At 60.8% G+C, this 20579-nt stretch carries 22 protein-coding genes; 15 read left to right on the forward strand and 7 right to left on the reverse strand.

Features of this window, described 5'->3' with window-relative positions:
* Position 1: 1 nt before the first annotated feature.
* Genes B9Z41_RS13365 through B9Z41_RS13375 form a run of 3 tightly spaced genes read right to left on the reverse strand, consistent with a single transcriptional unit; the run spans position 2 to position 2381 of the window.
* Positions 2-430, reverse strand: a complete 429-nt coding sequence (locus tag B9Z41_RS13365) for a hypothetical protein (RefSeq protein WP_100147576.1) — start codon at positions 428-430, stop codon at positions 2-4.
* Between the two features lie 31 nt (positions 431-461).
* Positions 462-1463 carry a tripartite tricarboxylate transporter substrate binding protein gene (locus tag B9Z41_RS13370; RefSeq protein WP_100147577.1) on the reverse strand — a complete coding sequence of 334 codons (1002 nt, stop codon included), beginning with the start codon at positions 1461-1463 and terminating at the stop codon, positions 462-464.
* Between the two features lie 45 nt (positions 1464-1508).
* Positions 1509-2381, reverse strand: a complete 873-nt coding sequence (locus B9Z41_RS13375; protein WP_100147578.1) for a dioxygenase — start codon at positions 2379-2381, stop codon at positions 1509-1511.
* A gap of 167 nt (positions 2382-2548) precedes the next feature.
* On the opposite strand from B9Z41_RS13375, the gene B9Z41_RS13380 reads away from it, so the two are divergent.
* From B9Z41_RS13380 to B9Z41_RS13410, 7 genes are all read left to right on the forward strand, one after another.
* Entirely contained in the window at positions 2549-3763 is a 1215-nt protein-coding gene (locus tag B9Z41_RS13380; protein ID WP_100147579.1) for a CaiB/BaiF CoA-transferase family protein, read from the forward strand.
* A complete protein-coding gene (locus tag B9Z41_RS13385; RefSeq protein WP_100147580.1) occupies positions 3760-4674 on the forward strand; it encodes a hydroxymethylglutaryl-CoA lyase in 915 nt (304 codons plus the stop codon). The genes B9Z41_RS13380 and B9Z41_RS13385 overlap by 4 nt, the downstream gene beginning before the upstream one ends.
* 55 nt (positions 4675-4729) lie before the next feature.
* Entirely contained in the window at positions 4730-5179 is a 450-nt protein-coding gene (locus B9Z41_RS13390) for a hypothetical protein (protein ID WP_143474207.1), read from the forward strand.
* Positions 5180-5267: 88 nt separating this feature from the next.
* On the forward strand, positions 5268-5648 hold the full coding sequence (locus B9Z41_RS13395) for a hypothetical protein (RefSeq protein WP_100147582.1): 381 nt from the start codon (positions 5268-5270) through the stop codon (positions 5646-5648).
* A gap of 38 nt (positions 5649-5686) precedes the next feature.
* Positions 5687-7078 carry a TolC family protein gene (locus B9Z41_RS13400; protein ID WP_100147583.1) on the forward strand — a complete coding sequence of 464 codons (1392 nt, stop codon included), beginning with the start codon at positions 5687-5689 and terminating at the stop codon, positions 7076-7078.
* A 12-nt stretch (positions 7079-7090) separates the two neighbouring features.
* Positions 7091-8503: a multicopper oxidase family protein gene (locus B9Z41_RS13405; protein ID WP_100147584.1), complete on the forward strand. Its 1413-nt coding sequence runs from the start codon at positions 7091-7093 to the stop codon at positions 8501-8503.
* A 46-nt stretch (positions 8504-8549) separates the two neighbouring features.
* Positions 8550-8864 (forward strand): copper-binding protein, encoded by a 315-nt coding sequence (locus tag B9Z41_RS13410; protein ID WP_233202679.1) that lies wholly within the window; start codon positions 8550-8552, stop codon positions 8862-8864.
* A 7-nt stretch (positions 8865-8871) separates the two neighbouring features.
* Here the strand turns inward: B9Z41_RS13410 and B9Z41_RS13415 are convergent, their stop codons facing one another.
* Positions 8872-9825: a class I SAM-dependent methyltransferase gene (locus B9Z41_RS13415; RefSeq protein WP_100147586.1), complete on the reverse strand. Its 954-nt coding sequence runs from the start codon at positions 9823-9825 to the stop codon at positions 8872-8874.
* Positions 9826-9940: 115 nt separating this feature from the next.
* On the opposite strand from B9Z41_RS13415, the gene B9Z41_RS13420 reads away from it, so the two are divergent.
* The 7 genes from B9Z41_RS13420 (at position 9941) to fahA (ending at position 16349) form a co-directional block, all read left to right on the forward strand.
* Positions 9941-10975 (forward strand): alpha/beta fold hydrolase, encoded by a 1035-nt coding sequence (locus B9Z41_RS13420; RefSeq protein ID WP_100147587.1) that lies wholly within the window; start codon positions 9941-9943, stop codon positions 10973-10975.
* Between the two features lie 150 nt (positions 10976-11125).
* Positions 11126-12091, forward strand: a complete 966-nt coding sequence (locus B9Z41_RS13425; protein ID WP_100147588.1) for a tripartite tricarboxylate transporter substrate binding protein — start codon at positions 11126-11128, stop codon at positions 12089-12091.
* Positions 12092-12101: 10 nt separating this feature from the next.
* The gene (locus tag B9Z41_RS13430; protein ID WP_100147589.1) at positions 12102-12536 is read left to right on the forward strand and encodes a MarR family winged helix-turn-helix transcriptional regulator; all 435 of its coding nucleotides are present in this window, start codon (positions 12102-12104) and stop codon (positions 12534-12536) included.
* Between the two features lie 24 nt (positions 12537-12560).
* Positions 12561-14252, forward strand: coding sequence for an FAD-dependent monooxygenase (locus B9Z41_RS13435; RefSeq protein ID WP_100147590.1), 1692 nt, complete (start codon positions 12561-12563; stop codon positions 14250-14252).
* A 13-nt stretch (positions 14253-14265) separates the two neighbouring features.
* Positions 14266-14460 (forward strand): DUF2783 domain-containing protein, encoded by a 195-nt coding sequence (locus B9Z41_RS13440; protein ID WP_100147591.1) that lies wholly within the window; start codon positions 14266-14268, stop codon positions 14458-14460.
* A gap of 17 nt (positions 14461-14477) precedes the next feature.
* The gene (locus tag B9Z41_RS13445) at positions 14478-15014 is read left to right on the forward strand and encodes a VOC family protein (protein ID WP_100147592.1); all 537 of its coding nucleotides are present in this window, start codon (positions 14478-14480) and stop codon (positions 15012-15014) included.
* 15 nt (positions 15015-15029) lie between these two features.
* The gene (gene fahA / locus B9Z41_RS13450) at positions 15030-16349 is read left to right on the forward strand and encodes a fumarylacetoacetase (RefSeq protein ID WP_100147593.1); all 1320 of its coding nucleotides are present in this window, start codon (positions 15030-15032) and stop codon (positions 16347-16349) included.
* A 61-nt stretch (positions 16350-16410) separates the two neighbouring features.
* Here fahA and B9Z41_RS13455 read toward each other — a convergent pair whose 3' ends face one another.
* The 3 genes from B9Z41_RS13455 to B9Z41_RS13465 all read right to left on the reverse strand — a co-directional run bounded on the left by B9Z41_RS13455 (position 16411) and on the right by B9Z41_RS13465 (position 19289).
* A complete protein-coding gene (locus B9Z41_RS13455; protein ID WP_100147594.1) occupies positions 16411-17403 on the reverse strand; it encodes an asparaginase in 993 nt (330 codons plus the stop codon).
* Positions 17400-18299 (reverse strand): polysaccharide deacetylase family protein, encoded by a 900-nt coding sequence (locus tag B9Z41_RS13460; protein ID WP_100147595.1) that lies wholly within the window; start codon positions 18297-18299, stop codon positions 17400-17402. Before B9Z41_RS13460 ends, B9Z41_RS13455 begins: the two co-directional genes overlap by 4 nt.
* Before the next feature lie 81 nt (positions 18300-18380).
* Positions 18381-19289 (reverse strand): polysaccharide deacetylase family protein, encoded by a 909-nt coding sequence (locus B9Z41_RS13465; RefSeq protein WP_100147667.1) that lies wholly within the window; start codon positions 19287-19289, stop codon positions 18381-18383.
* 296 nt (positions 19290-19585) lie between these two features.
* Here B9Z41_RS13465 and B9Z41_RS13470 point away from each other — a divergent pair, with 296 nt between their 5' ends.
* Positions 19586-20566, forward strand: coding sequence for a tripartite tricarboxylate transporter substrate binding protein (locus tag B9Z41_RS13470; protein WP_100147596.1), 981 nt, complete (start codon positions 19586-19588; stop codon positions 20564-20566).
* The last annotated feature ends 13 nt before the right edge of the window (positions 20567-20579 follow it).

Consider the following 20579-nt stretch of genomic DNA (forward strand, 5'->3'; position numbering starts at 1 on the left):
TTCAAGCGTGGAGGAACGAGAGGGGAGGTGCCAGTGCCGGTGGCGGCAGGCCTGCGCGATAGGGCGCGTGTGGGGTGTGGCTTGTGTGTTGCCACACTGTGGCAAGCAGGGGGGCTAGGGCCACTGGGTCTGGGTGTACAGGGTGAGCGGCGGCGCTGCTGAGGGGGTTGTGGTCTGGGTCGCTGACCTCGCGTGTGTGCGAGGTGGCCACGCCCAGCGCGGGTGACTCGGGCGTGTCGGCTTGGCTCAGCTCCGTGGTGTGGCCCAGATGCGGTAAGTGCGACACCGCCTGGCTGACCTCGTCCATGTGAAAGCCAGTGCGGCTGCTGCTGCCGTAATGCGCGTGCAAAAACGGCCCGAGTGCCAGCAACACCCAAAGGGTGTGCAGCAGCGCGAGCCGACAGCGGTGGAGCAGGGTGTGAGAGGTCACACCTTCATTCTAGGTTTGCTTTGTCAACCGGTCAGTCTGCTTTCGCGCCCGAGCTTTTGACCACCGCCGCCCACTTGGGCACTTCGGCGCGCAAGAAGCTGCCAAATTCGGCAGCGCTGTTGCGGCTGCTGGACATGCCAAGCTGGGCAAATTTGTCCACCACGTCTTGCGACTCCATGGCGCGGTTGAGTGCGGCGTTGAGTTTGTCGACGATGGCCTGCGGTGTGCCCGCGGGCAAGAAGAAACCAAACCAGGTGTAGTCGTCAAACTCTTTGTAGCCAAACTCGGTGATCGAGGGCACTTCGGGTAACAGCGGCGAGCGGGTGGCGCTGGTCACGGCCAGGGCGCGAAGCTTGCCCGCCTTGATCATCGGCACCGCTGGCGGCATGGAGGTGCTGGCCATGGGCGTGTGGCCGGCCACCACGGCGTTGATGGCCGCCGCAGGTTGGTAGGGCACATGGGTGATGTCCACCTTGGCGGCAGTTTTTAAGCGCTCCATCGACAAATGGGTGGTGGTGCCAATGCCAGACGAGGCGTAGCTCATGGGGGTCTTTTTGGCTTCTTCCACCAACTCAGGCAGCGTCTTGGCCGACACGCTCGGGTTGACGGTGAAGATGTTGGGTGTTTTGGGGCCCAGCGCCAAAGGCGCGAAGTCTTTCAGCGCGTCGTAGCCAGCGTCGGCATAGAGCGAGGGATTGACCGCAAAGGCCACGCTGTGCACCAGCACGGTGTAGCCATCGGGTGCCGCGCGTTTGACTTGGCCCGTGGCAATGTTGCCGCCTGCACCGCCTTTGTTTTCGACAATGAAGTTGCCGCCCGTGATCTCGGACAACTTTTGCGTCAGCGAGCGCGCCACGATGTCGGTGGACGCGCCTGGGGCAAACGCCACCAGCAAGGTCACAGGCTTGGCCTTGGGCCACTCGGCTTGGGCCGATGCGTTCAGGCTAAGCATGCTGCACACAGCCGCCAAGCCGATGCTCGTCCAGGTGGTGGTGCGTGCCAGGGTGTGCAAGCGGTGTGTGAGTTGGGCCATGTCTGTCTCCTCGTTGTGTGTGTATCGGTGAAAGCGCGTTGCGTGTCAGTTGGCTTTGACCAGGCAGAACTCGAAGTTGACTTCCAAGAAAGGCGTTTCGATGCCAAAGCGCTCGGCCACAGCCTTGTTGTGTGACGGCACAAAGGGCACCACCAGGCCGGGGCGCACGCCAAACACGGTGTCGTTGTCGATGTAATCCGAGCCCTCGGGGAACAGCTCGGTCACCAAGCCCACATGGCCCGGTGCGCTCACGATGACGTGGTAGTGGGCTGGACGCCAAATGCCACGGTTGCTGGCACGCAGCAGCGCGCCGACAGGGCCGTCGGTGGGCACGGTGTAGGGGTGGGGGCGGATGGTGAGGAGGTTGAAGCTGCCGTCGGCCTCGCACTTGATTTTGCAACGCAGGTTGTGCGGGTCTTGCTCAGGGTCTTGCGCGGGGTACAGGCCGTTGTCTGCGTTTTGCCAAAAGTCGAGTTCTGCGTTGGGGATGGGCTGGCCGTCCACTCCCACCACACGGCCTTTGAACCAGGTGCGCTCGCCGGCTTGGCCTTCTGTCAGGTCGCTGCCATTGGGCTTGACTTTGGAGTCGTGGTTGTGGAACGGGCCCAACACGCTGCTGGGCGTGCCGCCCACCGGCTGCGACACCACGTCGACCATCGATGAGATGCCCATGATGTCGGAGATCAGGCTGAACTCGTTGCGTTCACCATCGGTGATGGCGGCGCTGGCCGTCAAAAACTCCAGACCTTGCAGCCACTCGGCTTTGGTCAGGTGCGACTCTTGCACAAAGGCATGAAGGTGCTTGACCAACAGCGCCATGACTTCGCCCAGGCGGGGGTTGCTGGCGGTGCCAAAGCTGCGCATGGCGGCTTCGGTGACAGAGAGAGAAAGCGCGTCTTGGGGGGAACTGGTCGTCATCGTGTGTCCTGAATCGAGGGGCAAGGTTGGGTGTTGTTTTATCGATAATATTCGATATCTATCTTATTTGTCGATAAAAGAACTCTGACAATTCTGCGCCAATCAGCGTCACGTTTGGCACATCAGGGTCTGCTGACTGCATCGGTTTCAGGCACACTCTTCGCCCTATGCCAAACGACACTTTTTCTGCTTCTACCGGCCCCCTCAGCGGCTTGCGCGTGATCGAACTCGGCCAGCTCATCGCCGGCCCTTTCGCCGCCAAAACCTTGGCCGACTTTGGTGCCGAGGTGATCAAGATCGAAACCCCCGGCAGCGGCGACCCGCTGCGCAAATGGCGTTTGCTCAAAGACGGCACCTCGGTGTGGTGGCAGGTGCAGTCGCGCAACAAGCGTTCGGTGGCGCTGGACTTGAAACAGCCCCAAGCGCAAGACATCGTGCGCCAGTTGGTGCGCGATGCCGATGTGCTGATTGAAAACTTCCGTCCCGGTGCCATGGAAGGCTGGGGCTTGGGGCCCGACGATTTGCACGCCATCAACCCGCGCTTGATCATGCTGCGCATCAGCGGCTACGGACAAACCGGCCCTTACCGCGACAAGCCGGGTTTTGGCGTGGTGGCCGAGGCCATGAGCGGTTTGCGCCACCTCACCGCCGAGCCCGGGCGTGTGCCGGTGCGCGTGGGCATCAGCTTGGGCGATACGCTGGCTTCTTTGCATGGCGTGATTGGCATCTTGATGGCGCTGCACGAGCGTCAACGCAGTGGCCAGGGCCAGGTGATTGATGTGGCTTTGTACGAAGCGGTCTTCAACTGCATGGAGAGTTTGCTGCCCGAGTACAGCGCCTTTGGCGCGGTGCGTGGGCCCGCTGGCAGCGCCTTGCCCGGCATTGCACCAACCAATGCGTACCGCTGCCGTGATGGGGGCTATGCCTTGATCGCGGGCAACGGCGACAGCATTTACAAGCGCTTGATGCATGCCGTGGGCCGAGACGACTTAGGGCAAGACCCCGCGCTGGCTGACAACGCGGGCCGCGTCAAACGGGTGGACGAGATCGATGCCGCCCTGGGTGCCTGGGCGGCAGAGCGCACGGTGGACGAGGTGCTGGCCGTGTTGGACGCGGCCTCGGTGCCTGCCGGGCGCATCTACACCGTGGCCGACATTGCTGCCGACCCACACTACCAAGCGCGCGGCATGATTCAGCAGGTGCAGATGAACGACGGCACGTCCATGGCCGTGCCGGGCATCGTGCCCAAGCTGTCGCGCACGCCGGGCGGGCATCGCCGCAACGCACCCGCACTGGGCCAAGACACCGATGCGGTGCTCAGCAACATGGGCCTCACCCCCGAACAAATTCAAACCCTCAAAGACCAAGGCATCGTCGCATGACACGTATTTATTTCAACGAAGTGGTGACCCGCGATGGCTTTCAGATCGAGCCTGAGTTCATCGCCACCGACGCCAAAGTGGCGTTGATCGACGCGCTGAGTTTGTGCGGTTACGCCAAGATCGAAGCCACCTCGTTTGTCTCGCCCAAAGCCATTCCGATGCTGCGCGACGCCGAAGAGGTGATGGGGCGTATCACGCGTGCACCGGAGGTGGAATACACCGTGCTGGTGCCTAACCTGCGTGGGGCTGAGCGCGCGCTGGAGTCCAAGGCCGATGAACTGAACTTGGTGATGTCCACGTCGGAGACCCACAACCGCGCCAACTTGCGCATGGGCCGTGAGCAAAGCTTTGCCGCACTGGCCGAGGTGGTGCGTCATGTGGATGGGCGCACGCCCATCAACGTGTCGCTCTCCACCGCCTTTGGTTGCCCCATGGAAGGTGATGTGCCCGAGGCTGAGGTGGTGCAGTTCGCCGAGCGCTTTGCGGGCTTGGGTGTGCGCGGTTTGACCATTTGCGACACCACGGGCATGGCACACCCGGGCCAGGTGGCCCACATGGTCGAGACCTTGCAGCAGCGCGTGAAGGGCGTGCAGCTGACGCTGCATTTCCACAACACGCGTGGCATGGGCCTGGCCAACTTGCTGGCCGCGGTGCAGGGCGGCATTGTGCGATTTGACGGCTCACTCGGTGGCTTGGGCGGTTGCCCGTATGCGCCAGGCGCGAGTGGCAATATTTGCAGCGAAGACGCGGTGCACATGTTGCACGCCATGGGCTACGACACCGGCATGGACTTGCCGCGTTTGCTGTCGGTGGCGCGTGGTTTGCCCTACATCGTGGGCCACGACGTGCCAGGCCAAGTGGCCAAGGCGGGCTTGATCACCGACCTGCACCCCGCCCCGCAAGCCCAATGATGGTGTTGGGCGTGATGCCGTTAAGGGCCTGTGCACCCCTGCTAACATCGATCGCGTGAAACCCCTCAAACTTTGGTTGATGTGTTGGCTGGTCCTTGCAGTGCCACTGCAAGGCATGGCTGCGGTCAGTCAAATGTTTTGCCACGGCAAAGCGGCTGTGGTGGTTGCTCATGTCGTGGCACAGACCCCACCCGCACAGGTGCACCTGGACGCCCACCACGGGCACCACGGCCATGACGCGCAGGCAGTGGCACAGCATGTGCCAACGCCGCATGACGCGTCGTCAGCCCAAGCCAACGCCAACGCCAACGCCAACGTAAGCGCCACACCTCACCACACATGCAGCACCTGCGCGCAGTGCTGTGTGGGCGTGGCGCTGTTGCCAGCACCTGTGGTGTTGGCATTGGGGCAGCCAGCTCACACCCTGGTGGCGGCCCCTGCTGTGCTGTTGGGTGAGTGGTCACCCAACCACTTAGAGCGACCGCCCCGCACCTTCCTCGCCTGATCGCGCTGCAACCTCTTGGTTGTCAGTGCACGGACCTCTGGGTGGCGCGCCATCCTGAGATGTTTGATCCATGGTCAACGAGGAATCTATGTCTTTCAAAAAACCAATGCCGTGCTCGCTGCTTGTTGCGAGGTGGTGGCCCGGGTGCGCCCTGCTCAGTGCCTGTTTAGGCTGTGCGCTGGCGGGCAGCGCGTGGGCACAGGCGGATGCACTTGCCACAGCGCCTGTTCCTGCCACGCAGCCCAGTGCCACAGCCAAGCCCTCTGTGGACTTGCGCTACCGCTCGACGTTTGACAGCTACCAACGTTATGTCGCGTCACCTGTTCAGTCGTGGCCACAGGCCAATGACACGGTGCAACAAGTGGGTGGGTGGCGTGCCTATGCCAAAGAACTTGCACCGACACCCAGCGCGGTGCCAAGCGCGACTTCAACACCGCCACCACCCCATGTGCATGGAGGCCAGCCATGACTTTTCTCGACAAACGGCGGCCCTTGCCAGTCCGTGCCATGGTGTGGCTTGTGTTGGGTTTGGCGGGATGCAGCAGCTATGACATGCAACAAGGCATGGACCAGACCAGCCGCACCACCCGCAACTTCTCGCAAGGCGGGTTGAACCTGGCGCGCACCCAAGCCCAGCGCGACCAGCGCCGGGCAATCAGTCGTCAGCTCTTGGCCGCTCCGGTGGGGCCCAAAGAGGCGGTGCAATTGCTGCTCAACAACAGTCCCGCGTTTCAGGCCTTGCTGGCGCAGCAGGGGGAGTTGGGGGCCCGTGCCGCGCAAAGCGGGCGCATTGCCAACCCGAGTTTTGCTTTCGAGCGCGTGGTCACCGGCAGCGAGTTGGAGCTCAACCGGTTTCTCACCTTCGGTTTGTTAGACCTGTTGACGCTGCCGCAACGCGCAGCGATGGCGGATGTGCGCATGGAACAAGCGCAGGTTCAGGCGGCCTCGGAGGTGGTGGACCAAGTCACCCAAGTGCGCCAAGCCTGGGTGCGTGCCGTGGCGGCGCAACAGATGGCCCACTACGCCGAGCAGGTGGTGGCCAGCGCCCAAGCCAGTGCCGAGTTGGCGCGCCGCATGGAGGCGGTGGGCAACTTCAACAAACTCACCCGGGCCCGGCACCAGGCGTTTTATGCAGATGCAGCAGCCCAACTGGCCACGGCCACGCAAGCGGCCTTGTCACGCAAAGAAGAGCTGGTGCGCTGGTTGGGCTTGGACGACGACCAGGCCCAGCAACTGGTGCTGCCCGAGCGGTTGCCCGATGTGCCCAAGCAGCCGTTGTTGCCCCAGGACGTGGCGCAGCAAGCCACGTATGAGCGCTTGGACATACAACAAGCCCGGGCCGCACTCAACGTGGCGGCCAAAGCGCAAGGGCTCAACCAAGTCACGAGCTTCACCGACATCGAGTTGTCGGTGCGACGTGGCCGTGTGTCCGACAGCAGCGCGGCCACCTCGGCGTCACGGCGTGGCTATGAAGTGGGTGTGAAGCTGCCGGTCTTTGACTGGGGTGGCATGCAACGCGAGGCCATGTCAGCGCAAACGCTGGCTGCGGCCCATCGGCTGGAGTCCACGTTGCGCTTGGCCGGTTCGAGCTTGCGTGAGAGCTACGCGGCTTATCGCACGGCGCATGACGTGAGCCGACATTACAAAGAAGAGGTGCTGCCTTTGCGCAAGGTCATCGCCGATGAAAACGTGCTGCGCTACAACGGCATGTTGATTGGCGTGTTTGAGCTGTTGGCCGATTCACGCGATCAAATTTCTGCCGTGGTTTCTGCCATCGCCGCTGAACAGCAGTTCTGGCTGGCCGACGCGGCGTTGCAAGCCACGCTGATGGGACGCCCCACCACCATCGCGTGGGTCGCGTCCAACAGCACCACGGCCAACAGTCCTGCGGGCCACTGACAAGGGATAGTCATGACATCACGACGAGAATTTTTCAAGTTCGCTGGCATTGCCGGTGGCGCTGCATCGGCGGCTGCGGTGGGGCGGTATGCCTTGGCGGGTGTGCCTGAGGCCGTCATTCAAACCCAGCCCGACACCATGCCTGCCTTGGTGCCCAACACCGGGCGGCCCTACAACCCGGTGGTCACACTCAACGGCTGGACCTTGCCATGGCGCATGAACCAGGGTGTGAAAGAGTTTCACCTGGTGGCCGAGCCGGTGGTGCGCGAAATGGCACCCGGCTTCAAAGCCCATTTGTGGGGTTACAACGGGCAAAGCCCGGGGCCCACCATCGAAGTGGTGGAGGGTGACCGGGTGCGAGTGTTTGTCACCAACAAACTGCCTGAGCACACCAGCGTGCACTGGCATGGACAGCGCGTGCCCAATGGCATGGACGGCGTGTCGGGTCTGACCCAGCGGGCCATTCAGCCTGGACAAACCTTTGTCTATGAGTTTGTGGCGCGCCGACCTGGCAGCTTCATGTACCACCCGCATGCCGATGAGATGACGCAAATGGCCATGGGCATGATGGGTCTGTGGATCACCCATCCCAAAGACAAACATCCGCTCATCGACACCGTGCAGCGGGATTTCTGTTTTCTGCTCAATGCCTTTGACATTGACCCCGGCAGCTACACCCCCAAGACCATGACCATGCTGGACTTCAACCTGTGGGCGTGGAACAGCCGCGTGTTTCCGGGCATTGATTCATTGAACGTGAAGCTCAACGACAAGGTGCGCATCCGGGTGGGCAACTTGACGATGACCAACCACCCCATCCATCTGCACGGCCACGAGTTCACCGTGACCGGCACCGATGGTGGGGCCATACCCCACACCGCACGCTGGCCCGAAGTGACCACCGATGTGGCGGTGGGGCAAATGCGTCAAATCGAGTTTGTGGCCGACGAGGAGGGTGACTGGGCCTTGCATTGCCACAAAAGCCACCACACCATGAACGCCATGGGCCACAACGTGCCGACCCTGATTGGTGTGGACCACCGCGACATTGGCAAAAAAATCAACCGCTTGATTCCCGATTACATGGTGATGGGCGAGCGCGGCATGGCCGACATGGCGGAGATGGAGATGCCCTTGCCCGACAACACCGTGCCCATGATGACCGGCGAGGGGCCGTTTGGCTCGGTCGAGATGGGCGGCATGTTCAGTGTTTTGAAGGTCAGAAAGACACAAAAAAACGGCGACTACAGCAACCCGGGTTGGTTTCAGCATCCCCCAGGCACGGTGGCGCAGCCATACGCAGGCGCGGTGGTACCCCCGAAGCGTCAGCATGGCGTGGGCGGTCAGAGCATGCCGTGTGTGGACAAACCCGCCTCTGAAGTTGAAGTGCAAATTCGCAAACCCCATGCGCATGGCGAGCATTGATATTTTTTGGAATAGGAGATCTTCGATGGTGAAATTTTTAAAACCTATGCTGTCCGTGCTCGTGCTGTGCGGCGGCTTGTCGTGCGGCATGACTGGCATGGCACAAACTGCGCCACAGACCCCGCAGACGCGTTCAAGTGCAGCGGCTTTCACCGAAGCAGAGGTGAAGAAAGTCGACCTGTCCACGGGTAAGGTGACCCTGCGACACGGCGAGATCAAGAGCCTGGACATGCCGCCCATGACCATGGTCTTCACGGTCAAAGACAAGTCCTTGCTCCAGGGGGTGGTTGCTGGCGATCAGGTGCGTTTTGTGGTGGTGTCGGAGAACGGCAAGCTGGTGATCACCGAGCTGGTCAAGTGAGTGCCCATCAGGGGTTGGGCAAATGCCCGTCGGGTTTTGGCAGGCCCGGGCCCTGGTACACCAGAACTTTCAGCGCACGCTCGGGCGACACGTCGGCAAACACGGCGGGGTTGGCCACGCGCTCTTGCAGCACCAGCTCGGGGGCCAAGGTTTGCATCTGTTCATGCAAGAACGCGACATCCAACTCGGGCGCGTTCAGGCACAGCAAGGCTTGACCCTCGGGCGCCAGCAGTTCGGGCAGGCGGCGCATCAGCTTGGCGTAGTCTTTGGTGGCGATGAAGCTGCCTTTTTGGTAGCTGGGCGGGTCGACGATGATCAAGTCATACGGCCCGCTGCGCGTGATCTTGCCCCAGGTTTTGAAGATGTCATGCACCAAAAAGCTGGCACCTGCCATCACGCCGTTGAGCTGGTGGTTTTGTTGGCCAATGGTCATGGCGCCCTGGCTCATGTCCACGTTCACCACATGCCTTGCCCCCGCCTGCATGGCCACCACCGAAAACGCACAGGTGTAGGCAAACAGGTTGAGCACTTTCAGGCGTGCGCGCGCTTGCACATGGGCACGCACCCAGCGTCGGCCCTCGGCCATGTCAAGGAACAAGCCATGGTTTTGTCCCTTCAACACATGCACCCGATAGCGGGCACCGTCTTCGTTCACCACATGCGGCTCGGGCACGCTGCCTGCCATCAGCCGAGTTTCGGTTTGGCTGGCGTGACGGCACTGGAACACCCAGTTCAGCGGTTGATCGGGTGACAACTGTTGCCAGCGTGTTGACAGCGCGTGGTGCAGGGTGGCGAGGTCATCCTCAGACACGGGTTGAAAACTGGTCAACACCCACACCGGGGGAAAGGCATCCAGCGCCCATTGCTCACACCCTGGATACAGACCGCCACGGCCATGAAAGATGCGTTGTGCATCTTGGGGGAGAGGCATCGTGGCGATGGCGTTGAGCAGGGCTTGCATGGGTGACAGGGTTCAAAGAAGTGAGCAGGTGGGGTGTGGCAGGATGTCGGCGCACCCCGTGGCGCGAGGCGCCCAGGCGGGGATTGTCGGTGTTTCAAGAACTCAAGGAGAAGGTATGAAAAGCAACACGTGGACGATGGCTATGGCAGCTGTGTGTTTCAGTGCCTCGGTATGTTTGGCCCAAGGCAGCGCTACACCTGCCGCGCCAACGTATGCACAGTCTGAGCCCCTGGGCGCTGCGATGGAGGGCTGGGCCTATCCGTTTCCTGTGCAGAGCATGCAGTTTGACATGCAAGGCCAACTGGTGCGCATGATGTACATGGACGTGGCACCCACGGGCACGCCCAATGGCCGCACGGTGTTGTTGATGCACGGCAAAAACTTTGGCTCTGACTATTGGGCGGGCACCTTGCGCACCCTCAGCGCACAAGGCTACCGGGTGATTGCGCCCGATCAAATTGGCTTTGGTAAATCGTCCAAGCCTGAGATTCGCTACCACTTTGCTGATCTGGCCCGCAACACCGATCACCTATTGGCCCATTTGGGCTTGAGCCGCGTGGCGGTGGTGGCCAACAGCATGGGCGGTATGTTGGGTGTGCACTTTGCACGGATGTATCCGCAACGTGTCAGCGCCTTGGTGTTGGAAAACCCGCTGGGTCTGGAGGACTACACGCTGCACATTCCGCCACAAGCCACCGACAACTTGGTCAAGCTGGAAATGGCCCAAACTCCCGCCACCTATCGCAACTTTGTGCGCAGCTACTTTCCAGTGTGGCAGCCTGAGTTCGAGCGCTTTGTCGAACAATTCGCCCGCGTGCAACTGAGTGCGGAGTACCCACGTTTTGCCAAGGTGTCGGCGCTCACCTACCAGATGATTTACGACGCGCCCATCACGGCTGAGCTGCCACGGTTGAACGTGCCCACCCTGTTGGCCATCGGGCAGCTGGACCGCACCGTGTTTGGCCGCCGCTTTGCGCCGCCTGAGGTGGTGCGTCCTTTGGGCAACTTTGCGCAATTGGGCAAGACGACCCAAGCCCTGATTCCGGGTGCCAAGCTGGTGGAGTTTGAGGGCGTGGGCCACGTGCCACATTTGGAGGTGCCCGAGCGCTTTCATGCCGCCCTGTTGCAGTTCTTACAAGACAAGCCCTGAATCTCTGAGGTCGGCGTTGCGATGCCGACCTGAATTGGTTGCGCACACAACCATCCGTGTTTCTACCTAGTTGCGCCCGCAACTACATTTGTTTAAGATGCTGCGTTCTGACACGCGCAGACATCTTTTCAAGGAGACACGATGACTTCAATGGTTCAAAAACTCAAGGCTGTGGCTGCGGTTGGTTTGCTGGTGCTGGGCACGGCCGCCATCGCGCAGAAGTACCCGAACAAGGTGATCGAGTGGGTGGTGCCTTACCCACCCGGTGGCGGCACCGACACGGTGGCGCGCGCCCTGGCACAAACCATGGGTGAGTCTCTGGGTCAAACGCTGGTCATCAACAACAAGCCCGGTGCTGCCACCAACATTGGTGCCGAATATGTGGCACGTGCCAAGAACGATGGCTACGTCATCATGTCCGCCGACACGGCCACACTGGCTGCCAACCCCTTTCTGTACAGCAAGCTGCCCTTCAATGTGGAGAAAGACTTTGCGCCCATTGGTTTGACGGTGCGCTTTCCGATGATCTTGGTGGTCAACCCCAGCGTGCCTGCCAACAACCTCAAAGAGTTGTTGGCCTGGATTCAAACCCAAGCCAGCGTGAGCTATGCCACACCCGGTGCAGGCAGCCCGCACCATTTGACGACCGAGCTGTTTCGCGAGGTCAGCAAGACCCAGCTCACCCACATTCCCTACCGTGGCGCTGCACCTGCCGTGCAAGATGTGGTGGGTGGTCAAGTGCCCATGATGTTTGTGGACACCGCCAGTGGCTATCAGTTCATCACCACAGGCAAGCTGCGTGCCATTGGCATTGCCAGCGCGAAGCGGGTGAAAAACTTTGAGCAAATTCCAACGCTCAGCGAGCAAGGGCTGAAGAATTTTGAAGCCTATGCCTGGCAAGGTTTGGTGGCGCCTGCGGGCACGCCAGACGAGGTGATCCACACCCTCAACAAGGCGCTGCTGAATGCGATGAATAGCACCGAGATCAAAGCCAAGTTGCAGGTGTTGGGCCTGGAGGCCACGCCCAGCAGCCCCAAAGCCATGGCCGACTATGCCGCCAAAGAGCGCGCCAAGTGGGGCCCACTCATCAAGTCGACAGGCATCAAGGCCGATTGAGGGCAGCACCATGGCAATTCAACTGGACCGTTCGTTCACCTACCGCCTGCATTTGCTGGCCAAGGTGTCGGACTATGAAAGTCACAAGTCGTATCTCGACGAGATAGGGCTGTCCCTGAGCGAAGCACGCTGTTTGGCCACGGTGGGCACGTTTGAACCCATGTCTGTGATGGACTTGGCCGACAAGGGCAACTTGAACAAAGGCCAAGCCAGCCGTGCCGCGCAAATTCTGGTGGACAAGGGGCTGATCCGTAAAAAAGAACACCCCTCCGACGGACGTGGCGTGACCTTGGGTTTGACCGCCGCAGGCAAAAAGCTGTGGGACAAAACCATGACCCTGATCGATGCACGCAATCGACACATCGTGTCTTGCCTGAACAAAGACGAGCAGGCCACTTTGAGCCGTTTGCTGGACCGCTTGCTGCAACACAACATCGGCGAATGATGACGCCACAGAGGATTTAGAAAAATGCATACCCCCACCACCGAAGCACGTCCTTCGATTTATTACCACTACCAAGTGCATCAGCCCTGGCTGGCGTCGCAACACGCCAAGCAAGAACGCAAACGGGTGGTCATCGCAGGTTCCGGCCCCGCTGGCATGGTGACGGCCTTGGAGCTGGCACGCTATGGCGTACCTTGTGTGGTGGTGACGTCGGAGTTGCAGGTCTCACAAGGCAGCCGGGCCATTGTGTTCACGCGTCGCTCGATGGAGATCTTGCAGCAAGTGGGCGTGGCCGATCGCATGACCGAGAACGGCTTGCCTTGGCGTTTTGGCAATTCGTACTACCGCAACCAGCGCGTGTTTCGTTTGGAGGCGCCGCACGACGCAGATGACCGTTTCTTTCCAATGATCAACATCCAGCAGCAGTACATGGAGGAGTACCTGCTGGAGGCTTGCAGCGCCAACCCGTTGATTGATTTCCGTTGGGGCAACAAGGTGACGCAAGTTGAGCAGATGGACGGCTTTGCCCAGGTGGAGATCGACACGCCTGAAGGCCCCTATACCTTGGAGACCGATTGGTTGGTGGCCGCTGATGGGGGACGCTCGGGCATTCGCACCGCCATGAACTTGCAGATGGAAGGCGCGTCGTACGAAGGCTTCTTTGTGATTGCCGACATCAAAATCGACCTGCCGCTGCCCACCGAGCGCCTGGCCTACTTTGACCCGGACTGGAACCGTGGCAACACCATTTTGATGCACCGAGAACCCCACGGCATTTGGCGTGTGGACTACCAGCTGCCCGAGGGCGAAACACCCGAAGAAGCGCTCAGGCCTGAGTCGTTGAAGGCACGCATTGATGCACAACTGGCCATGATTGGTTATGCCGGTACGCCTTGGGAGATGGACTGGTCGTCGGTGTATTCCGCCCGCACCTTGACCTTGCCCGACTATGTGCATGGCAACGTGATCTTCACGGGCGACGCCGCACACCTGTTGCCTATTTTTGGCGTGCGCGGTGCCAACACCGGGTTCCAGGATGCGCAGTCTTTGGGCTGGCAATTGGCCTTTGTGGTCAAGGGCTTGAGCAGCCCCCAGCTGCTGGCCAACTACAGCGCCGAGCGCGTGGGGGCCGCACGCGAGATCATTGAAGAGTCGGGCAAGAGCACACGCTTCATGGCACCGCCTGCGGGTGGTTTTCAGCTGCTGCGCAACGCGGTGCTGTCGCTCTCGCTGACACAAGAATTTGTGCGTCCGCTCTACCACTGGCGTACCTCGCGCCCGCACGCGTACACGCAGTCGATGCTCAACAGCGCAGGCGATGACGACGCCTTGTTCACCTGCGGCCCAAGCCATGGCGCGCCGCCACAGAACATCCGCTTGGGCAGCGACGACTTTTTGCTGGACCACGTAGGCGGTGGCTTTGACTTGTTGTATTTCACCGAGGCGCAGGCGATTCCTGAGCCACTGCAAGCGGTGGTGCAGGCCGCACGTGCCAAAGGTGTGCCGATCCGTGTCACAGCGGTAGGGTCTGGTCACGCCGTGGCTGGTGCCGATGCCACCCTGGCTGACACCGAGGGCCATTTCCGTCAACGCTATGGCGTGCAAGCCAGCGGCGCGGGTTATTTGCTGCGCCCTGACCAGCATGTGTGCGCGCGTTGGCTCACGCTGGACGCCAAGCGCCTGCAAGACGCGCTGAACGCCGCATTGCCACAGTAAGGAGAACCTGCACATGACCCCTTCACACACCGCCCTCACCATCGCTGATTTGGAAACCGTGTACGACGGTTTGGCCACGGCCATTGACCAAGCGGGCACCGACAAGGCGCAGCTCTTTTTGGTCAAGCTGGCCCTGCTCAACGCCAACGCCTTGGGCGATGCGGCTTTGTTTCAACAGCAAGTGCAAGTGGCACTGCAAGATCTTTAAAAAATTCAAAGGCTCCCATGACCATCGATCGCATTCACCACGTCGCTTACCGCTGCAAAGACGCCAAACAAACCGTGGAGTGGTACGTCAAGCACTTGAACATGAACTTTGTGCTGGCAATTGCCGAAGATTTGGTGCCCAGCACTCATGCCCCCGATCCCTACATGCATGTGTTTTTGGATGCGGGTCATGGCAACGTGTTGGCTTTCTTTGAGTTGCCCAACTCACCCGCCATGGGGCGTGACACCCACACACCCGATTGGGTGCAGCACATCGCCTTCAAAGTCGACAGCGTGCAAGCGCTGGAAGACACCAAAGTCCGCTTGCAAGCGGCCGGCATTGAGGTGGTGGGGGTGACGGACCACACCATCTTCAAGAGCATTTACTTCTTCGATCCCAACGGCCACCGTTTGGAGCTGGCCTGCGATGTGGGCACGCCCGAGATGTACCAAAACCTCGACGAGGTGAAGTGGGCCATGCTGGAAGAATGGAGCCAAACCAAACGTGCGCCCAAGCATGCAGCGTGGATGCACAACAAAGAACTCACCCACTGAACGGACACGCCCACCATGACCACTTCATTGAACGAAACCCATGACCCGGCGTTGCGCAGCTGGGTGCCCTCTGCCAATGTGGCAGGGTGTGATTTCCCGATTCAAAACCTGCCCTTGGCGGTGTTTCGCCGTGCCGCTTCTGCTGAAGCTTTTCGCGGTGGTGTCGCCATTGGCGACCAAGTGCTCGACTTGGCAGCGCTGGCCCATGCAGGCGTCTTCAGTGGTCTGGCCGGTGCCGCCGCCCAAGCGGGTGCGCAAGACAAGCTCAACGCTTTGATGGCCTTGGGGCCCGAGGCGTGGTCTGCGTTGCGCTTGGCCTTGTCGCGCGCCTTGCGTGACGGTGCGCCCGAGCAAACACAACTGCAAGCGTGTTTGGTGCCGCAGTCGGAGGTGGTGTTTGATGTGCCGGCGCGCATTGGCGACTACACCGACTTCTACACCTCGGTGCACCACGCCACCAACATTGGCAAACAGTTCCGCCCTGACAACCCTTTGCTGCCCAACTACAAATGGGTGCCCATTGGCTACCACGGTCGGGCGTCGAGCATTGGCGTGTCGGGCCAATCGTTTGCGCGGCCCAAGGGACAGCTCAAAGCGCCTGACGCCGAGGTGCCGGTGCTGGCACCGAGCAAGCGGGTGGACATTGAGTTGGAGCTGGGTATTTTTGTGGGCCAAGGCAACGCCAGCGGCGACGCGGTGCCCATGACCTTGGCCGAAGACCATGTGTTTGGCATGTGCTTGCTCAACGACTGGTCGGCACGCGACATCCAGGGCTGGGAGTACCAACCGTTGGGGCCGTTTTTGTCGAAAAACTTTGCCACCACCCTCTCCCCCTGGGTGGTGACGCTAGAGGCCTTGGCACCCTACCGTGTGCCCTTTGTGCGGCCTGCCCAAGACCCACAGCCGCTGCCGTATTTAGACAGCGCCGCCAACCGCACGCAGGGTGCGTTTGACATTCAACTGCAAGTGGGCTTGCTGACGCCGAAGATGCGCCAGGCCGGGCTGGGCGACGCGTCGATTTGCCGCACCAGCTACCGCCACGCGTATTGGACAGTGGCGCAGATGGTGACCCACCACACCGTCAACGGTTGCAATTTGCAGCCCGGTGATTTGTTGGGCAGTGGCACCTTGTCGGGCCCCACGCTGGACCAAGCCGGTGCGTTGATCGAGCTCACCACCGGTGGCAAGAACCCGCTGCCCTTGCCCAACGGCGAGACCCGCGTTTTCTTGGAAGACGGTGACTCGGTGGTGCTGCGCGGCTGGTGCGAAAAGCCAGGCGCGGCGCGCATTGGCTTTGGCGCTTGCTGGGGCACGGTGCTGCCCGCCAAGGCCTGAGCAACCCGTGTGACCGCTCAGGCTGAGTTGCCCGAAGCGGCCACGGCCATCACCTTGGCCTTTATGCCGACGTGGTGTGTGCGAAGGCTTGGCGTATGCCGTCTGGCGAGGTACCGGTGGCCAGCAGCAGGCTCAGCAGCAGCCGGGCCTTGGATGCACTCAAGTGACCACAAGGAATGACGCCTTTGGCAATCAGGTCCATCTCTGAGCCCGCAAAGCCATAGGTCTGCGTGAACACGCGGCCACCGCGCACGCGTGTGCACAACACCACGGGCATCTGGTGCATCAGCTCGACCATAGCGCCCACGCTGGCAGCGGGCACATGGCCTGCACCCATGCCTTCAATCACCGCGCCGCTGTAGCCCAGGCCTTGGAGGGTGGGCAGCATGCGTGCGTCCTCACCCAGCCCCAACGAGACCTGCGCCACCGCGTGGTCGTGCGCGAGCGGGCCTTGAATGGGGGCGATGTGGCGTTGGGGCGTCATCATCAGTTCTACCCGACCTTCGGCCACAAAGCCCATGCAGCCTGTACCGGGTGAGGTGAAGGCGCTGGTCAAGGCGGTGTGCGATTTTTGAGCCCAGCGCGCGCTGTGAATTTCGTCGTTGAGCACCACCACCACACCCATGCCGCGCAAGCGGGCATCGGCTGCCACGGTCACCGCCGACAAAATGTTGGCCGGGCCGTCTGCCCCGGCGGCTTGGGGTCCACGCATGGCACCGGTGACCACCACCGGACGCGGGCTGCGCACCAACAGGTCGAGCACAAAGGCGGTGTCTTCGATGGTGTCGGTGCCTTGCACCACCACCGCGCCGTCGATGTCGCCTTGCAAGCGCTGGTTGAGCAACTCAGCCACTTCAGCCAGGTTGCGAATACTCAGTGAGGCACCGGGCATGCTGAATTGGGTGATGGCTTCGAGTGTGGCCACCCCAGCCAGTTGCGGCACGCTGTCAATCAGCTTGTCGGCAGTGAGGGTGGGTGTGATGCCCCCAGCCTCGGAGCGGGTCATGGTGATGGTGCCGCCGAGCGACACGATCAAGATGCGTGGCTGACTCATTTGGCGTTGTCGCGCTGTTGGGCCAAGAACCAGTCGAGGATTTCTTCGCCGGTCCACACCAGCACGTCTTCGTGGCTCAGCACATAGTCGTACAGCTGTTCGAGGTAGCCAATGCGGTGCGGCACGCCGCTGAGGTAGGGGTGAACCGAGATGGCCATGATGCGCGGTGTTTTGGCACCATCTTTGTAGAGGCGGTCAAAGTGGGCCTTGCCGCGCTTGAGCATTTCGTCGGACGGTTGTTGTTGCACGGCGGAGATCACCACGTCGTTCAACTCCACGGTGTAGGGCACGGCGGTGATGGGGCCTTTGGGGGAGTGCAGCGACACGGGTTGGTCGTCGAGCACCCAGTTGGCCACGTAGTCAATGCCGCACTCGGCCAAGTGGTCGAGGGTGTCGTCGGTTTCAGTCAGGCCCGGGCTTTCCCAACCGCGGGGTGCTTTGCCAGTGAACTTGCGGATTTCGTCCATGGTTTCGCGGATGGCGGCCAGTTGGTCTTCCACTTTGTGCATGGGGCGTTGCACCAAGCCATGGCCCATGAATTCCCAGCCCGCATTGAGCGCTGCGGTGCACACCTCTTCGTACATGCGGCAGGTGGTGCCGTTGAGTGCGAAGGTGGCTTTCATCTTGCGGTCGCTCAAGGCTTCAAGCAGGCGCCAAAAGCCCACGCGCATGCCGTACTCGTGCCACGACCAGTTGGGCACATCGGGCAGCATGGGGTTGCCCATGGGCGGGGGCAACACCGCGCGCGGCATGGCACCGGTGGGCTCCCACACTTCGACGTTGACGATGTTCCACAGCACCACGCGGGCATTGCCTGGCAGTTTGAGGGGCGGGCGGTTGACGATGGATTGGTAGGGGGCGCGTGCGCGAACGCTGTGGCCAATAGGGTTGCTCATGGGGGCTCCAGATGTTGTGGTGAAGTGGCCGTGGTGCGGCGTGCGTGGATGAGAAAGATACGTGGTGCAGTCTGTGGCGTGTTAGCCGCCAGGAATCACGCCAGGCGGCAGGCTGTAGCAGTAGTCGGCAATTTCGCCGGGACGTGCCAGCCATACCTTGTCTTGGTGCGGGCTTTGCACGCAATGCTTGAGCGCTTGACGCAGCTGCCGCAAGCGAAACGGTTGACCAAAGATGTTGGGGTGCACCGAGACGTTCATCACCAAGGGGTGGCGGGCAGACTGTTCGATCATTTCGTCAAACTGGTTGACGATCATGTCGCAGAAGTCGCTGGAGTCTTGGCGGCGGTGGGTGATGATTTGCGAGTCGTTGAGCTCTACGGGGTAGGGCACCGACAGAATAGGCCCGCTGCGGGTGCGCATCCAGATGGGTTGGTCATCCATGGGCCAGTCCATCAGGTACTTGAAGCCCGCTTCTTTCAACAGGTCGGGGGTGTGCGCGGTTTCGTAAGCGCCCGAGCCCATCCAGCCGGTGGGGGCCTTGCCTTCGTGGGCGACAAACTTGTCAATCACGTCTTGGATGATGCGCTCTTCGTCGGCTTCCCACATGCCGCGGTGGTTCTCGGCATTGGTGCGGCCATGACCCACGATCTCGTCGCCACGGCGGCGAATCTCGTCCATGATTTGCGGCGCGTAGTCGTACACCAAGCTGTTGACGTTGTGCCCTGCGGGGATGTGCAGTTCATCAAACAGTTCAAACAGACGCCAGATGCCAATGCGGTTGCCGTAGTCGCGCCATGAATAGTTGCGGTGGGTTTGTGGCTCGCCGGTTTTGGCAGGGTCGTGGCCGTTGCCTGCACCAAACGCAAAACATTCGATGTTGGTGGTGATCACAAAAGCCAATCTGGCACCGCCCGGCCAGTCGTAGTCTTTGCGCTCATTCAAGGGCACGTAGTCGTAGCGGTTGTGGCGTGGCAAAAGAGGACGGGGCATGGGCTGGTCTTTCATGAGGAACATCAAATTTCATCCTACCTGTGGCCGAAAAATACTGTCAATGTACGAATCAAATAGTCCATATATTGGAATATCAGGGCGCACGGTATTGGTGGCTTGAGTTGCGATTTGCACTAGAAGGATGCGTTATTTTTTGCTGCTGTTCTATTTGCGTGCATGGCTGAAATTGACTATGAGTCCAAATAGTGAAACATTCAAAGATCGCCTTGACACCTCAACTTTGCGCCACCTAGGATGAATTTTTGCTTTCACATTCAACCCAAAAGGACCCACGCATGAAGAAGCCAAACCACCTTTCTTTTTGGATCGCCGCGTTGTGTTCGGTGTGCTGCGCCGCAACGGCTTGGGCACAACCTGCTGCTTATCCCAGCAAGCCCATCACCTTGGTGGTGGGGTTCACGCCGGGCGGTATTTCGGATGTGCTGTCACGCGCGTTGGCTGCACGGTTGTCGACGCAAATGGGGCAGAGCGTGATTGTGGAAAACAAGGCCGGTGCGGGCACCACCATCGCCTCTGCGTTTGTGGCGAATGCAGCGCCCGATGGTTACACGCTGTATTTTCAAGACATGACCACACATGCCATCAGCGCTTCGACCTACAAGAAGCTGAAATACGACTCGTGGAACGACTTCACCATGGTCAGCTTGGTGGCCTCCACACCGTTGATGTTGGTCTCTAGCTTGTCTTCTGGCGCCAAGGATGTGAAGAGCTTGGTTGCACTCGCCAAGGCCAAGCCTGATCAAGTGGTGTATGCCTCGTCGGGCAATGGGGCCATCACGCATTTGGTGGGCGAGTCGTTCAAACAACTCACCGACACCAAGGCTTTGCATGCGCCTTACAAGGGCAGTTCACCTGCAACGCAAGCCATCATGGCGGGTGAGGTGATGTACACGTTCTCCACCATGCCGCCTGCGGTGAGCCAAAGCAAGGCCGGAAAAATTTATGGTCTGGCGGTTACCTCGGGCAAGCGCGTCAGTGCTGCGCCTGATGTGCCCACACTCAAAGAAGCTGGGGTGCCACTGGAGGTGCTGCTCTACAGCGGATTGATGGGACCCAAAGGCATGTCGCCCGCCATCGTGGAGCGCTTGGGCGCCGAGGTGAAAAAAGCCTTGGCCAGTCCTGAGATGAAGTTGACATTGGCCAACGCGGGGGCGGAAGACCTGCACAGCACACCCGCCGAGTTTGCCGCCTTGATGAAGGTTGAGGCTGAGAAGATGGCCAAGGCCGTGCAGCTCGCTGGCGTGGTGCTGGACTGATATCCTCACGGCC

Origin of the sequence: Limnohabitans sp. JirII-31 (assembly GCF_002778315.1) — a bacterium.
In the GTDB taxonomy this organism is placed as follows: domain Bacteria; phylum Pseudomonadota; class Gammaproteobacteria; order Burkholderiales; family Burkholderiaceae_C; genus Limnohabitans.